The 14627-nt window shown below is 67.4% G+C and carries 12 protein-coding genes; 3 read left to right on the top strand and 9 right to left on the bottom strand.

Annotated elements, in window-relative coordinates; all coding sequences use genetic code 11:
- Nucleotides 1-52: 52 nt before the first annotated feature.
- The 4 genes from N5D91_RS12090 to mdoH are packed head-to-tail and all read right to left on the bottom strand — an operon-like array spanning nucleotide 53 to nucleotide 4477.
- Nucleotides 53-790 (bottom strand): LytTR family DNA-binding domain-containing protein, encoded by a 738-nt coding sequence (locus N5D91_RS12090; protein ID WP_180853975.1) that lies wholly within the window; start codon nucleotides 788-790, stop codon nucleotides 53-55.
- A 4-nt stretch (nucleotides 791-794) separates the two neighbouring features.
- Complete coding sequence (locus N5D91_RS12095; protein ID WP_180847138.1) at nucleotides 795-1838, bottom strand: sensor histidine kinase; 1044 nt, start codon at nucleotides 1836-1838, stop codon at nucleotides 795-797.
- 3 nt (nucleotides 1839-1841) lie between these two features.
- Entirely contained in the window at nucleotides 1842-2501 is a 660-nt protein-coding gene (locus tag N5D91_RS12100; RefSeq protein ID WP_153854582.1) for an alpha/beta hydrolase, read from the bottom strand.
- A gap of 50 nt (nucleotides 2502-2551) precedes the next feature.
- A complete protein-coding gene (gene mdoH, locus N5D91_RS12105; protein WP_110713822.1) occupies nucleotides 2552-4477 on the bottom strand; it encodes a glucans biosynthesis glucosyltransferase MdoH in 1926 nt (641 codons plus the stop codon).
- A gap of 492 nt (nucleotides 4478-4969) precedes the next feature.
- Between mdoH and N5D91_RS12110 the strand changes: the two genes are divergently transcribed.
- The gene (locus N5D91_RS12110; protein ID WP_110713824.1) at nucleotides 4970-7015 is read left to right on the top strand and encodes a TonB-dependent receptor; all 2046 of its coding nucleotides are present in this window, start codon (nucleotides 4970-4972) and stop codon (nucleotides 7013-7015) included.
- A gap of 60 nt (nucleotides 7016-7075) precedes the next feature.
- On the opposite strand, the gene N5D91_RS12115 is transcribed toward N5D91_RS12110, so the two are convergent.
- A complete protein-coding gene (locus N5D91_RS12115; RefSeq protein ID WP_180847132.1) occupies nucleotides 7076-7246 on the bottom strand; it encodes a hypothetical protein in 171 nt (56 codons plus the stop codon).
- A 215-nt stretch (nucleotides 7247-7461) separates the two neighbouring features.
- Here N5D91_RS12115 and N5D91_RS12120 point away from each other — a divergent pair, with 215 nt between their 5' ends.
- Nucleotides 7462-7848, top strand: coding sequence for a DUF2628 domain-containing protein (locus N5D91_RS12120; protein ID WP_180853976.1), 387 nt, complete (start codon nucleotides 7462-7464; stop codon nucleotides 7846-7848).
- Between the two features lie 96 nt (nucleotides 7849-7944).
- Here N5D91_RS12120 and N5D91_RS12125 read toward each other — a convergent pair whose 3' ends face one another.
- The 3 genes from N5D91_RS12125 to N5D91_RS12135 form a co-directional block, all read right to left on the bottom strand.
- A complete protein-coding gene (locus tag N5D91_RS12125; RefSeq protein WP_180853977.1) occupies nucleotides 7945-10476 on the bottom strand; it encodes a methyl-accepting chemotaxis protein in 2532 nt (843 codons plus the stop codon).
- A gap of 210 nt (nucleotides 10477-10686) precedes the next feature.
- Entirely contained in the window at nucleotides 10687-11580 is an 894-nt protein-coding gene (locus N5D91_RS12130; protein WP_110713829.1) for an NAD(P)-dependent oxidoreductase, read from the bottom strand.
- Nucleotides 11581-11678: 98 nt separating this feature from the next.
- A complete protein-coding gene (locus N5D91_RS12135) occupies nucleotides 11679-12590 on the bottom strand; it encodes a S41 family peptidase (protein ID WP_180853978.1) in 912 nt (303 codons plus the stop codon).
- Nucleotides 12591-12640: 50 nt separating this feature from the next.
- On the opposite strand from N5D91_RS12135, the gene N5D91_RS12140 reads away from it, so the two are divergent.
- A complete protein-coding gene (locus N5D91_RS12140) occupies nucleotides 12641-13105 on the top strand; it encodes a MarR family transcriptional regulator (RefSeq protein WP_049449094.1) in 465 nt (154 codons plus the stop codon).
- Nucleotides 13106-13110: 5 nt separating this feature from the next.
- Here the strand turns inward: N5D91_RS12140 and N5D91_RS12145 are convergent, their stop codons facing one another.
- The gene (locus tag N5D91_RS12145; protein ID WP_180853979.1) at nucleotides 13111-14595 is read right to left on the bottom strand and encodes a DUF4434 domain-containing protein; all 1485 of its coding nucleotides are present in this window, start codon (nucleotides 14593-14595) and stop codon (nucleotides 13111-13113) included.
- Between the last annotated feature and the right edge of the window lie 32 nt (nucleotides 14596-14627).

The following is a 14627-nucleotide window of genomic DNA, read 5'->3' on the forward strand; positions in this document are numbered from 1 at the left end:
TTGCTTCGGACGTTGCTCGTAAGCAGTCGCGGCCGCAGGCCGCGCGGAACACTCACAGATGCCGCAGTTCCTGCTTCAGCGTCGCCACGCAGCGGCGGCTGACTTCCAGCGGCTGCTTGCCATGCCGCAGCACCGCCTGCACCTGCCCGCCCGAGCCGCGGCGCAGTTCCACCAGCTCGTGACGCGCCACCAGGCAGTTGCGATGGATGCGGATGAAACGGCTGGCGAACTCTTCCTCCAGCGACTTCAATGATTCCTCGATCAGGTCCTCGCCGCGTGCGTGGTGCACCACCACGTACTTTTCCTCGGCCTGCAGGTAGTGGATATCGTCCAGCGGAATCAACCGCAGGCTGCCGCGCAGGCGTGCGCACAGCACGCTGCGTGCCTGCTGCCCGCTGTGATCCTGCGGCTGGCCGTCGCGGCCGGCCAGGAACGTGCGCGCGCGTGCGATCGCCGCCGCCAGCCGCTCTGCGCGTACCGGCTTCATCAGGTAATCGATCGCTGCGGCCTCGAACGCCGACAGCGCATGCGCATCGTAGGCGGTGCAGAACACCACGGCCGGCCGCGGCTCGAAGCTGGCCAGATGGCGGGCGGCTTCCAGGCCGTCCAGCCCGGGCATCGCGATATCCAACAGGACCAGGTCCGGTTGCAGCTCCGCGCACGCGTGCAGGGCCTGCTCGCCGTTGCCGGCCTCGGCCACCACATCCACGCCGTCCTGCGCGGCCAGCAGGCTGCGCAGGCGCTCACGTGCCAGCGGTTCGTCATCAGCGATGACTACCCTCACGATCATCCCCTCACTGGATCGGCACTGTCACCTGGCAGGCATAGTAGCCCTCGCTCCAGCCAGCCGTCATCCGCGCGGCGCTGCCGAAGCGCCAGGCCAGCCGATGGCCGATGCTGTGCTGGGCATGGCCGGCACCACGTGCCAGCGCCAATCCCGGGGCCTGTGGATCGGGCGCGGGATTGCGCACGCGGATCTGCAGCTCGTTGCCCGCACGCAGCACCTGCAGCTCGATGGTGCCGCCTTCGGGCAAGCGCGAGATGCCGTGCAGCACCGCGTTTTCCACCAGTGGCTGCAGTACCAGCCTCGGCAATGGCAGGTCCCACGGCAGCGGTTCATCGCGTTGCCAGCGCACCTGCAGGCGTTCTCCAAGGCGCAGGGATTCGATCGACAGATAGCGCTCGGCCAGCTCGCATTCGTCACGCAGGGTGGAATCACCCTCGCCTGCCCCAAGGGCTGCACGGAACAGATCGGACAGATCGAGCACCGCACGTTCGGCCACCGCCGGGTCGCGATGCAGCAGGCTGGCGATCAGGTTCATGCTGTTGAACAGGAAATGCGGGCGGATCCGCGCCTGCAGGGCGTCGGCCTGCGCCCGGGCATTGGCCTGCACCTGTGCGGCCCAGCGGTCACTCACGTAGAAATAGCGCAGGGCCAGCGCGGTGATCAGCGCAGTGGTGGCCGCGCTGCCCAGGGTAAAGCGCCAGAAGCTGATTCCCCGGGCAAAGTTGTCCCCCAGCACCGCGTACAGCGCATGCACGATGCCGGCGCAGATCACCGCGATCAGGGTCGCCAGCGTGATCGCCGCGACGGCCCCCAGCAGCTGCGGCAGCCTCGACAGCGTCTGCCGCAGCAGGCACAGGCTGGCGGTCACCGCCAGCGCCAGCCACAACGCGAAGCCACTGGCCGACAGCAGTTCGCCGAAGGTCCAGTGACGGCTACCGTCGGGCGCAAGCGCCAGCACCACCACCACCAGCTCGGCCAGGCCGAGCATCGCCGCCAGCCGCGGCAGGCGGCACAGTTCCGGCATCCACGGCGGTGTGCTGGCCGGGGCCATGGCTCAGGCAGCGCCCAGCCGTTCCTGCAACCAGTCACCCAGCGCCTGGATCTCTTCGGCGCAAACCTGGTGGGCCATCGGGTAGCTGTGCCATTCCACTTCCAGGCCCAGCGCCTGCAGAGCCTGTGCGCTGTGTACGGCCACCGCCTGCGGAATCACCGGATCGCTGCTGCCATGGGCCATGAACACCGGCACCTGCACGGCCCCCTCAATGCGCTTGGCGCTTTCAGCTTCGGGCAGGTAGGTGGACAGCGCGATCAGGCCGGCCAGCGGCGCGGTGCGCGACAGCGCGGCGGTAAGAATGATCGCGCCCCCCTGCGAAAAGCCTGCCAGGAAGATCTTCCCGGGCGCGATGCCGCGCTCGATCTCGCGCGCGATCAGCGCGTCCAGCTGCACCACCGATTCCTGCACGCCCACCATGTCGGCGCGCGAACGGAAATCCATGCCGACGATGTCGTACCAGCCGCGCATCGGCACACCGTTGTTGATCGTGATCGGCCGCACCGGCGCATGCGGGAACACGAAGCGCAGGGCCGGCCAGTGCGGGCGCACCAGTTCCGGCACGATCGGCGCGAAGTCATGGCCATCGGCCCCGAGGCCGTGCAGCCAGATCACCGACCATTGCGGCGAGGCGCCGGTTTCCTGTTCCACCGTTTGCAGCATGATGCGGCTCCTTCAAGTTCGAGCCGCATTATGCCGCTGGCGCAGGGGGATCAGTACAGCGGCGGCTGCTCGGCCGCTTCCCGGCGCAGTTGTGCCGCACGCACAAGCACCGGTGGCGGAATGTTCTCTTCGGGAATATCGAGCAGGCCAAGGCGATGCAGGAAGGCACCCGGGCCGCGTGAAGAGGTCAGCGCCACCACCGGCACCGCCAGCACCATGCCGATCACCACCGGTGCCATCCACGCGGCCAGCGACGGCGAAACCGCCCAGGCCAGCACGCCCATGAAGGCACCGAAGACACCCAGGCCGCCATAGCCGCGGATCAGCGCCAGCCACGAGATGCCGCCATCGTCACGCTGCTGCGCGTCCCAGCCCGAGTCGCGCCCGGACAGCACCTCGGCGACGCCGCGCGACTGCACGTACATCACCACCGGCGCCATCAGTGCGGCCAGCACCGTTTCCACCAGCATCGACACGAAGGCGCGGATCGCACCGCCACAGCCACGGCGGTCGACCGGGTCCAGCAGCATCGCCAGGTAGCCCAGCACCTTGGGCAACAGCAGCACCGCCATGGTGGCCGCGAACAGGCGCACCACCTGCTCTTCGTCCTGGGCGCGCCAGTACACGCTGGGCGACAGGTGCAGCAGGGCGTTGAAATCGATGCCCTCCTGGAACAGCGGGATGGCGATGCCGATCAGCATCAGCATCGCCCACATCGGCGCGGTGAAATAGTGGCCGATGCCGATCAGCATGTGCGTGCGGCTGATCCAGTGCAGCCCGCGGCTGCCGACCACCTTGCCGTGCTGCAGGTTGCCCTGGCACCAGCGGCGGTCGCGCACCAGCAGGTCGGTAAGGGTCGGCGGGCCTTCCTCGTAGCTGCCGCCCAGGTACGGCACCATGTGCGCAGCCCAGCCACCACGGCGCATCAGCGCTGCCTCAACGAAATCATGGCTGAGCACGTGGCCGCCGAAGGGCTTGCGTCCCGGCAGCGCCGGCAGGCCGGCGTGGTCGGCGAAAGCGCGGGTGCGGATGATCGCGTTGTGGCCCCAGTAATTGCTCTCGGCACCATGCCACCAGGCCACGCCGCGCGCGATCACCGGGCCGTACACGCGGCCACCGAACTGCTGCATGCGGGCGAACAGGGTGCGGCCGCCGATCACCGACGGCAGGGTCTGGATCAGACCGACATCGGCGTTGTGCTCCATGCCAGCCACCAGGCGTACGATGCTGTCGCCGGTCATCAGGCTGTCGGCATCGAGGATCAGCATCTGCGGGTAGGCACCGCCGAAGCGGCGGACCCAGTCGGCGATGTTGCCTGCCTTGCGTCCGCTGTTGTCGCCGCGGCGACGGTAGAACAGGCGCGTTCGGCCATCCGGCACACGCTCGCGCAGCTCGGCGAACACCTGTTCCTCGGCGCGTGCGATGTCCTCGCGGCGGGTGTCGCTGAGCACGAAGAAGTCGAAGCGCTCCAGCTGGCCGGTGGCGGCCACTGATTCGTAGATGGCCTGCAGGCCCGCCAGCAGGCGCCGCGGGTCTTCGTTGTAGGTCGGCATCAGCAGCGCGGTGCGGCTGTGCACGGTCGGCAGCGGTTTGTCCGGATCGATGCCGAGGCGGTAGCCACGATCGAACACGGCGGTCAGGAAGCCGGCCAGGGCACTGGCGAAGGACAGTGCGATCCAGGCGAACAGGCCGACGAACAGCACCAGCAGGCACGCTTCGAGCACGCTGATGCCATTGGCCGACAGCACTCGCCACATCATGCGGGTGGCGATGGCGGTCATGCCCAGGGTGCCACCGAAGATATACAGCCGGCGCAGGCCGATCAGGCGCGGCGAGGTGCGGTGGCGGCGGACCTTGAGCTCGCCTTCGCGCAGGGTCTGCTCGGGCATCTGCAGCGGCGACTCGGCCGGCAGCAGCGCCCAGCCGGCGTCGAGCCGGGGTGCATCCGCTTCCGCGTGGATGGTTTGACCCCCCATCACCGCTTACTCCCCACGGTCGGCATGGCCGGCCGTCCCGGCCGGGCTGCATGCACGAAGGTTCCCGGCGCGCCTTCCCGGCGCCCGCACTTGTCCTGGCTGTGCCGGCGCTTGGCCGCACAGTCGATGTCTGTCACTACCGGAACCCACACGATCTCCAACGGGGCGGAATCGAAAATGCGGCTCAGTCTAGGGCGCCGGATGTAAGCCGCGTGCGAAGGTCTACGCCCGCATTTATCCCCATTCAGCAAACAGCAGGCGTGCCGTGACGGTGCGGCAGGTTGTCGCTTTGTCACCGGGGGTACTGGATCGCAACAAACGCGAACGGTTATCATTTCATTAACCAGGCAGGTTGCCGTCTTCCGCACGGCTGAGACCCACCCAGCTGCGCCGGTCCACACCGCGCGCCGACGACCCATGGAAGGGGCTGCCTGCGGTCCGCCTGCGCCTGCCGTTTCCACCGGGTCCCTACTCTCTCCGATGGAAGCCGTCATGTCCCTGCCGTCCCGTTCCCGTTCCCCGCGCCTGCCGCGCACCCACCTGGCCACCGCCCTGGCCACCGCCTGCCTGCTGGCCCTGCCCGGCCTGGCCGCCGCCGAAGCCAGCGCAGATGCCTCCACCAAGGACCTGGATACCGTGGTGGTCACCGCCTCGGGCAACCAGCAATGGATCAAGGATGCCCCGGCCAGCATCAGCGTGATCAGCCGCGAGGACATCGAGCGCCAGCCGGTGCACGACCTGGCCACCCTGCTCAGCCGCGTGCCGGGCGTAACCGGCGGCCTCAGCGCGGCGGGCGAGCAGTCCAAGATCAAGCTGCGCGGCATGCCCTCCAACTACACGCTGGTGCTGGTGGACGGCAAGCGCATGGGCAGCTCGGCCTCGACCAATTACCGCCCCGACCTCGGCCGCCAGGATCTGAACTGGATCTCGCCCGACCAGATCGAACGCATCGAGGTGGTACGCGGACCGATGTCGTCGCTGTACGGCTCCGACGCCATGGGCGGCGTGATCAACATCATCACCAAGCGCATCGGCGATGACTGGAATGGCAGCGCCACCCACAGCTATACCCGCCCGGGCGATGGCAAGCGCGGCGATACCCAGCAGATCGGCGCGACGTTCTCCGGCCCGCTTGGTGAACGCTTCGGCCTGCGTATCGGCGCCAACAGCATGCGCCGCGACTCGGACCGGTCCAACGGCGGCGTCTACGGCAATGCCTACGCCGGCGAGAAGGACCGCAATGTTGACGCCTTGCTGCAATGGAAGCTCAGCGACGCCCAGGAGCTGTCGCTGGAAGCTGGTCATGGCGTGCAGCAGGCCTTCATCGATGCCTCGTTGGAAAAACAGGACGAAGGCGCCTGGGGCGCCAGTGAACTCAAGCGCAGCTCGCTGGCCCTCAATCACGATGGCAAGTGGAGCTTCGGCAACTCGAAGCTCAGCGCCTACTGGACCGAGTACAAGAACGACATCGGTGCCACCGGCCGCTCCGAGGCCACCGATACGATCATCGAAGGCAGCCTGACCACGCCGTTCACCCTGGGGGTTGAACACCAGTTTGCCGTGGGCGGCCAGTGGAAGCGCCAGGAACTGACCAACACCGATACCATCGGCCGTGCGCCGATCGACTATGCCGGCAATGCCGTCAGCGGCTCCAACCTGGAAGTGGACACCTGGGCGCTGTTCGTCGAGGACGAACTGAAGCTGCACCGCACCCTGGCGCTGACCCTGGGCGCACGCCTGGACCACCATGAGAAGTTCGGCAGCCACGTCAGCCCGCGTGCCTACCTGGTCTGGCATCCGGCCGAGCAGTGGACGATCCGAGGCGGCGTTTCCAAAGGCTTCCGCGCGCCCAGCCTGACCGAGAATTCGGCCACCGCCGCCACCCAGTCCGGTGGTCGTGGCTGCACCTCGCTGATTCCGCTGGGCTATACCCGTGGCGGCTGCTACATGGCCGGCAACCCGGACCTGGATCCGGAAACCAGCACCAACCGTGAGATCGGCATCAGCTTCGACAACGATCTGGTGGATGCCGGCCTGACCTACTTCCATACCGACTTCAGGAACAAGATCGAGTACGCCCCACTGGGCCAGTTCAACGGCATCTGGTGGACGCGCATGAGCAACGTGCAGCGGGCGCGCACCAGCGGCATGGAAGGCAACCTCAACTTCCGCTTCGGTGAGCACTGGCGCTGGCGTACCTCGGCCACCTGGATGAAGGAGGCCAAGAACCTGACCACCGGCAGGAACCTGATCGATACACCGGAATTCTCCGGCTACTCGTCGCTGGACTGGACGCCCGGTACGGTGTTCTCCAGCAGCCTGTCGGCGCAGTACACCGGCAAGCAGACCGGCACGGCGACGACCTTCCTCAAGGCCTACACCCTGTATGACCTGACCGCAGCGTGGAACGTCAACGAGGTGCTGACCCTGCGCGGCGGCGTCAGCAACCTGGCCGACAAGAAGCTGTATGCCGAAGGCTCCACCGACTACTTCGTGGCCGGACGCAGCTATTTCCTGAGCATGACCGCGCGGTTCTGACCGGCGGCGCGCGCCGCGATCGCGCTGGCGACAGGCCAGCGCGATCGGCGGTGTTGCGGATCACTCGCTTTCCAGGGCGGCCTGGGCCGCATCCTGCGTGGCAGCCGTGCGCGCACGGTCCATTGCCACCGCCAGTTGCTGGCGTGCGAGCAGTTGTTGTGCCTGCACCACTTCAGGTGTCGGCAGGAGCACCGGTCCCGGTGCGTTTTCCGGTGTAGCAGGTGTGGTCATGCAACCTCCATGGACATCCCGCCGCCGCACGGATTCAGCTGGGGCGGCAGCGGAACTGCGCACCCTATCCTAAAAACAAGGCGGATGGGTGACGGTGCGGCGCACAGCCGCAGCTTCACACGGCAAAGAACGTCACATTTTTGACGCCGGAGGGTAGTTTCCTGAATTCGCGACATCTATCATGGAACCGTTTTCCTACAAGGACGTATACGTCAATGAACACAGTCGACCTCTCCCGCTTCAGCCCGAAGTGGCAGTTCCGCTTCAACTTCTTCCAGCAGCACGGCGCGCCCAAGGAGCCGGGTTTCAAGCAGGCTTGGAAGGCGTTGTCCTTCGGCGACCGGCTGAAGGTCAACATCAATTTCTTCGCCTTCTTCTTCGGCTTCATCTACCTGCTCATCCTGGGCATGTGGCGCAAGGCGCTGGTCGTGCTCGGCATCAACATCGTGCTGACCCTCGTCACCCTGTTCCTGCCGGACATCGTCGCCCGTGCGCTGTTCATCGCCATGAACTTCCTGGTCGCCTCCAGCACCAACTACAGCTACTACCTGGAACAGGTGAAGGGCAGGGCCAGCTGGAACCCCTTCGAAGGGATGTTCTGAGCCATTGCAGCTGCCGGACCTGATTCCGGCACGCCGGCGAGCAGAAACGACGACGCCCGGCTTTGGCCGGGCGTCTTCTTTTGCGCATGCCGGAACTCAGGCCGCGTGGCGTGCCACGGCGACCGGCTCGGCCTGCAGGCGGAAACGCGAGACCGCCACCGCCAGCTGCTCGGCCTGTTCTTCCATCGCCCGCGCGGCGGCGCTGGCTTCTTCCACCAGCGCGGCGTTCTGCTGGGTGGTCTCGTCCATCTGCACCACGGTCTGGTTGACCTGCTCGATGCCCGCCGACTGCTCGCGCGACGCCGCCGAGATCTCGGCCATGATCTCGTTGACCCGGCCGACCTGGCCGACGATTTCCTGCATGGTGCGGCCCGCGCCGTGCACCAGCTGCGCACCGGCACCGACCTGCGCCACCGAGGCGTCGATCAGCTCCTTGATCTCCTTGGCCGCACCCGCCGATCGCTGTGCCAGCGCACGCACTTCGCTGGCGACCACGGCGAAGCCACGGCCCTGCTCGCCGGCACGCGCCGCTTCCACCGCCGCATTCAGCGCCAGGATGTTGGTCTGGAAGGCGATCCCATCGATCACCGAAATGATCTCGGCAATGCGCTGCGAGGAGGCTTCGATCTGCTCCATCGTCTGCACCACCTGGCTGACCACCTGCCCGCCTTCGCTGGCAACGCCGGCCGCGGAACCGGCCAGGGTATTGGCCTGCAGCGCGTGGTCGGCGTTCTGGCGCACGGTGGAGGTCAATTCCTCCATCGAGGCCGCCGTTTCTTCCAGGTTGGCGGCCTGCTGCTCGGTACGCCGCGACAGGTCGCTGTTGCCCGCGGCAATTTCACCGGCGGCCAGGCGGATGCTGGCCGCCGACTGCTGGATCTGGCCGACGATCCGGGTCAGCTGCTGCACGGTGCTGTTGGCATCGTCGCGCATCACCGCGAACACGCCGTGGAAGTCGCCCTGCATGCGCGCGCTGAGGTCGCCTGCGGCGATCGCGCGCAGCAGTGTCGACAGCTCGGCCAGATTGTGGTCGCTCACCTGCATCATGGTATTGAGGGTTTCCACCATGCGGCGGAAGTCGTGGTCGAAGCACAGGGCATCGCCACGCACCGCGAAGTCACCGGCAGCGGCCGCAGCAGCCAGCTGCTGGATCTGTTCATTGATCGCGGCCAGGTTCCGCTTGGTGGTGGCCATCGCGGCGGTGAACACCGCCTTCTCGCCCGGCAGCGCTTCCATGTCCTGACTGAGGTCGCCAACGGCGTAGCGCTGCATCACTTCAACCAGGCGCTGGGTGACCGCGTTGCTGGAGGCCACCAGCTGGTTGCTGTCGGCCACCATGCGGCCGTACTCGCCCGGGAACGCCGCGGCGTCCATGCGGTAACTGAGCTCGCCGGCATCGTGGCGGCGCGCCATTTCCGCCTGCGCCGCCATCACCGCCTGCAGCTGGCCGCGCATGCCCTGCATCGCGTCCAGCAGGCGCCCCACTTCGTCATTGCTGCGTGCCGGCAGGGTGCTGTCCAGCTTGCCGGCGGCGACATCACCGGCCACGCGCACCGCTTCGGCCAACGGACGGATTGCCAACCGGCGCAGCAGAACATAGACACCCGCACTGAGGGTCAATGCTGCCACCACGCCGACCAGCAGGGTCAGCCACAGCAACTGACGTGCCTCTGCGACGATCACCGAATGCGGCATCACCACGCCCAGCGCGAAGCGCTGCGGGGCGTCGCCCACGCGCAGCGGCACGTACACGCGCACGTTGCCGGCCGCATCGGGGCTGAAAGCCTCGAACGGACGGTCGGCAGCGATGTCGGCCAGCATGCTGCGGGTCAGCGCGTCGCTGCGCGGCTTGCCGATCTCAGCGGCATTGGCCGAGGCCAGCACCACGCCCTTCGGCGACAGCAGTTCGACGCTGCCAGCCCCCATCGGCTTCAACGTGGCCAGGTGCTTCTGCAGCGCCGCCAGCGAGAAATCGACGGTGAACACGCCGAGGAACCTGCCATTCTCGACAATGGGCGTGCTCAGCGTGCTCATCAGCACCTGCTGGCCGGCGATGTCATAGGCATAGGGCTCGCTGACTTTGGGCAGCTGGTCGCGACTGGGCACCATGTACCAGTCACCGGAACCGCTGGCGGTCTCGGTGTAGTCGGTCATCTGCGACTGCTGCGGCTTGCCGTCGTGCCAGGCCCAGTAGCTCATGTAGCGACCGGTGGCGTCGTGCGCTTCAGTGTTGACGAACGCGGCATCCTTGCCGTCGAAGGCATCGGCCTCCCACATGGTGCTCTTGCCCAGCCACTCCGGGTGGGTACGCAGCTGTTCGCCGAGTACTGCCGCCAGGCTGGCGCGATCGGGCACGTCACCGCGCGCACGCTGGGCGAGCACGGTTTCGACCATGGCATCGTTGCTGGCGAAAGCGGTGCCCAGGTCAGCCGAGACCTGGCGCGCTTCGGCGGTGGCTTCGCTGGACAGGGTCTGGCGCGAGGCGTTGATCAGGCTGGCACTGGCCTGGCGGTAGATCAGGAACGCGGTCAGGCCGAAGCACAGCAGTGCGATCACAGCGGTGCCCAGCATCAGCTTGTGGGCAATGCTGCCCGGGCGGCGGGCAGCGGCGGAGCGGGAAGGAGGCATGGAAAGGTCCGCAAGGCAGTTCAGGACGACCGGCGCCGCGAGGGCACCGCGCAGGCGCGCGATCCATCGCGCAGGCCACCGGCCGCCGGGGCATGCCCGGCACTGGAAGCGCACCGGGTTAGCGGCCGCCTGCCAACGAGGTTGAGGCGGCCGGCCTGCACATTCCTGAACCTGCTCAGGGTCGGGTCAGGAACCCGCCCCGCGGCCGCCCTATTCGGCCACGCGGTCCTTGATCCATTCCGCCCGCGGCAGCACTTCGATGCTGCCAGCGGCGTACTGCTGGAGCACGTCGTCCGGACCGAAGCGCGGCTGCCAGCCGAGTTCGCTGCGCATGAGCGCACTGTCGTAGACGCGGTCGATGCTCAGCGGCAGCGGCCAGCCACGGCGCTCGAACTCGGCCAGCAACTGCGGGGCGCGGCGGGCCAGCACCCCGCGTGGTTGGGTCGCCAGTTCCAGGCAATCCTCGCGCCGGAACGGCGTCGGTGCGCAGGCAATGTAGCGGGCGAAGGCAGCGCCCTCATCGTGCAGCAGCGCGGCATGTGCGCTGGCCACGTCCCGCGCGTCGATGCCACGGTGCAGGCGGAACATCGCCATGCGCTCGGGCGGTTCCGGGAAGCAGCGGCCCATGCGCAGCACGCGCACACTGAAACCGGGCGCGGTTGCGGCTTCGGCCAGAGCCTCGGCCTGCAGCTTGGTGCGATGGTAGATGGTGCGCGGCAGAGGCTCGGTGTCCTCGTCGATCCAGCGGCAGCCGCCGGCCACCACCGCGTGACCGTAGAGGGCGGTGGTGCTGGTCAGCACGAAGCGCCGTGCACCGGCCTCGCGTGCCGCCTGCAGCAGGTGCGCGGTGGCGTCCACATTGATCTGCTGGAACACCGCATCCGGCACCAGCCCGACGTGCGGGGCATGCAACGCTGCGGTATGGATGACCGCGTCGACACCCTGCACCGCCCGCGTGACCGCCTGACGATCAGTGACATCGGCAATGATGCGCGTCGTGGCGAACGGGCTGCGATCCAGCCCCACCACTTCATGGGCCGCCGCCAACGCGCCGAAGATCGCCCGCCCGATCCGCCCGGAACTGCCGGTCAACAGAATCTTCATTGAGTCCATTCACTCGAAGCGCCCGGGAACTACCGGGATGCTTCGATTCTAGGCATGCAGCCGCGCATCCGCGATAGGAAGGCGTTGCAGATATGCGTTCATCCTGACGACTTCATCGGGGCCAGCAGCTGCCGTGCGATGAACAACGGATCATCACCTCCCGGCGTATCAGGCATGACGCCGCGCTTCTCCCAGTTGCCGCCGGTGCGCAGATTGATCGGCTGCCGGTCCGGAATGCTGATCTGATAGCCATCCGGCAGCAGCACAGGATCATCGAACATATGCGCGGCGCCGCCGCTGCGACTGCCGACGATCTGCGCTCGTCCCAGCGCCTGCAGCGAGTACGCCACGAACTCGGCGGCCGAACCGGTACGGCGGTCGATCAGCACCACCAGCGGCTTCAGGTACAAAGGCAGGCTCGCTGGCGGCAGCAGTACGGGGGTACGCCTGCCACGCTGCTCAAGCGCCTGCACTGCGGTGACGCCTGGCTCCAGCAGCGTGCGCACCAGCAGGTCCGCGCTGCCATCATCACCGCCCCCGTTCTGGCGCAGGTCCAGCACCAGGCCATCGGTGTCGGCCAGCAGGCTGAACGCCGCCGCCAGCTTGGGCCGGGCCAGATCCAGCGGATAGAAGGTGCTCAGGCGCAGGTAACCGATGTTGCCCTCCAGCACCCGCACTTCGCGCACGCCCGCAGCATTGCCACGCGCATCCGCGCGCCAGGTCATCAGCCAATCGTCCTGCCCGGCGCGGGCATCCACCCGTTCCACATGGAAGTGGCCGTCGAACACGTCCAGGTCCTGGTTCAGGCGCGCACTGAAGACCTTCGGGTCCGCGCAGCTGTCCACATAGCGCTGCTGGCTGGACCAGCCGCGCACGGCCCCGGCAATGCGCGCGCCCTCGGCCACGTCCAGGTAGTGCGCCTGTATCGCCGTGGCCGCCGCCTGCAGCACCGCGTCCTGGGCCGGGCAGGACGCCGCCAGCACCGCGCCCAGCATCCACGAAACCGCCATGACCGCACCCCACGTTGATGATATGTAAGCGCTTATATATCATCGCGCCCATGGATCTCCAACACGCCACCCTGGGCACCCTGCTGCGCGCCCTGCTTGATCAGCTCGATCCGGCGGTCGAACAGGCCTATCGCGACCTGCAGCTGGACTACCGGCCGCGCTACACCCCGGTGCTGCGCACGTTGATGGCGCAGGGCCCCTGCCGCATCAAGGACCTGGCACTGGCCTGCGGGCTCAGCCATTCGGCGCTCAGCCAGACGGTTTCAGCGATGGTGCACGACGGCTGGCTGCATACCGCCATCGGCGAGGACAGCCGCGAGCGCATCCTGCAGCTCAGCCCGCAGGCGCTGCAGGTCCTGCCGGCGCTGCAGGCACAGTGGCAGGCTACGGCGCGCGCGGCGCGCAGCCTGGATACCGATCTCGGGCAGTCACTGGAGCAGGTGCTGCGCGACGCACTGCAGGCGCTTGAACAGCGGCCATTCGCACAGCGGCTGCACGACGCACGCCAACGCTGACATCGCTACTGCTCGGCCGCGATCTCGATCTCGCTGAGGAAGGTCCAGTTGCCATTGGCCAGCCGCAGCTCCAGTGTACGGCACTGCGCAGCCAGGGGCGCCGCGTTGCCCAGCACGTATTCCTCCTCGGTCGATCCACTGAGTCCGGCCTGGGTGAACGGCGCTGACAACATGCCGATGCTGGTTGCTGCAGTACCCGGCTCAGTGCACATCACCTCCACCGACGTCGGCGTGACGATGCCCCATCCGGGGCGAGTCATCGTGTGCAGGCCGATCCAGTCCACCCGCCGACGCTGGCCGAGGTCGATGGTGATGCTGACGTTGCCGTGCACGCCCACCCAGCCGGCATCCATCGGATTGCGCGGGTCCCCCACCCGACGATCGAACAGCTCGTGGCCACTGCTGTCCGGATAGTTCGCATCCGGTGCCACGCTGTAGCTGTACGCGGTCTGCACCGGATCGACGAGGTAGGACGCGCCGAGCCCATACAGCCCGCGATAGGTGTTCATCATCCGCGGCGATTCGGCATAGCCCTGGCCGGGACCGACCACCTCGGACATGTGGTACTGGTTGAGCCAGGCAACGCGCTTGCCGGCCGAACGCGCACTCCACAACTGCTGGTTGATGCGCTGCACCGAAGCGGAGCGGTAGGCGCCGGACAACCCGTTGCCGGTCTCCAGGAACAACGGACTGCCATGGTTGAACAGTTCGATATCGGCCCACAGGCCGCTGGCACCCAACGCCGCCGACAGCGCCTCGTAATACGCCTCGGTGGAATGACCCGGGCGATCCCACTGGAACAAGCGCGCATGCGAGGCGGCGCCGATGCCGTCCTGCCAGATCTGCACATCCACCCCGGTAGCCGTGCGGAACTGCGCCGCCGCACGCGCGACACTTGCCGGATCCACGCTGGATGACGCCAGGTAGGGGGCGACCATCACCGGCCTGGACGGGGTACTGCCCTTCAGCGCGGTCACGATCGCACGATAGAAGGGCGCACGGTCAGCCGGTACCTGTGCCGGCTCGTCGGAGATGTACCAGCCGGCGAAGGCCGGATGCGATCCGTACTGCTGGCCAAGCTGGGCCAGCGACTGCGCGGCGTCCTGCGCCACGGCCGTTGCGTTCTGGCCTTGCCAGAAGGTGCCGCACTGTCCCGAACTGTAGGTGGTACCGACCACGACCTTCATGCCGCGCGCGGCCGCCGCATCGAGGACGGTGCCCAGCTTGCCGGGGAAACCGGCGATCCATTCGAAATCCTGCACACCGCTGGCGCACCCCACACCCGCACGCGTGGCACGCACCTGACCGAGGATGAGGGTGTCGTTGCCCAGGTCCTGCAGTTCATCCAGGAACAGCGGCAACTGCGTGGCCGGTAGTTGTTCGTCGGTAGCCGAATAGCCGACGTGGACAAAGCTGCCGGACAACAGGGGACTGGCCGCATGGACGGGGGCGGTACAGGCCAGCAATGCGATCAATCCAATCCTGTTCATGTTCTACGTCCCTGTCGTGGCCAGGCGAGTGG

This window comes from Stenotrophomonas sp. GD03794 (genome assembly GCF_029842145.1).
Taxonomy (GTDB): domain Bacteria; phylum Pseudomonadota; class Gammaproteobacteria; order Xanthomonadales; family Xanthomonadaceae; genus Stenotrophomonas; species Stenotrophomonas riyadhensis.

Excerpts from the sequence above, each read along its gene's own strand:
- N5D91_RS12090 (WP_180853975.1), bottom strand. The coding sequence starts at position 790 with ATGATCGTGAGGGTAGTCATCGCTGATGACGAACCGCTGGCACGTGAG.
- N5D91_RS12095 (WP_180847138.1), bottom strand. The coding sequence starts at position 1,838 with ATGGCCCCGGCCAGCACACCGCCGTGGATGCCGGAACTGTGCCGCCTG.
- N5D91_RS12100 (WP_153854582.1), bottom strand. The coding sequence starts at position 2,501 with ATGCTGCAAACGGTGGAACAGGAAACCGGCGCCTCGCCGCAATGGTCG.
- mdoH (WP_110713822.1), bottom strand. The coding sequence starts at position 4,477 with ATGGGGGGTCAAACCATCCACGCGGAAGCGGATGCACCCCGGCTCGAC.
- N5D91_RS12110 (WP_110713824.1), top strand. The coding sequence starts at position 4,970 with ATGTCCCTGCCGTCCCGTTCCCGTTCCCCGCGCCTGCCGCGCACCCAC.
- N5D91_RS12115 (WP_180847132.1), bottom strand. The coding sequence starts at position 7,246 with ATGACCACACCTGCTACACCGGAAAACGCACCGGGACCGGTGCTCCTG.
- N5D91_RS12120 (WP_180853976.1), top strand. The coding sequence starts at position 7,462 with ATGAACACAGTCGACCTCTCCCGCTTCAGCCCGAAGTGGCAGTTCCGC.
- N5D91_RS12125 (WP_180853977.1), bottom strand. The coding sequence starts at position 10,476 with ATGCCTCCTTCCCGCTCCGCCGCTGCCCGCCGCCCGGGCAGCATTGCC.
- N5D91_RS12130 (WP_110713829.1), bottom strand. The coding sequence starts at position 11,580 with ATGAAGATTCTGTTGACCGGCAGTTCCGGGCGGATCGGGCGGGCGATC.
- N5D91_RS12135 (WP_180853978.1), bottom strand. The coding sequence starts at position 12,590 with ATGGCGGTTTCGTGGATGCTGGGCGCGGTGCTGGCGGCGTCCTGCCCG.
- N5D91_RS12140 (WP_049449094.1), top strand. The coding sequence starts at position 12,641 with ATGGATCTCCAACACGCCACCCTGGGCACCCTGCTGCGCGCCCTGCTT.
- N5D91_RS12145 (WP_180853979.1), bottom strand. The coding sequence starts at position 14,595 with ATGAACAGGATTGGATTGATCGCATTGCTGGCCTGTACCGCCCCCGTC.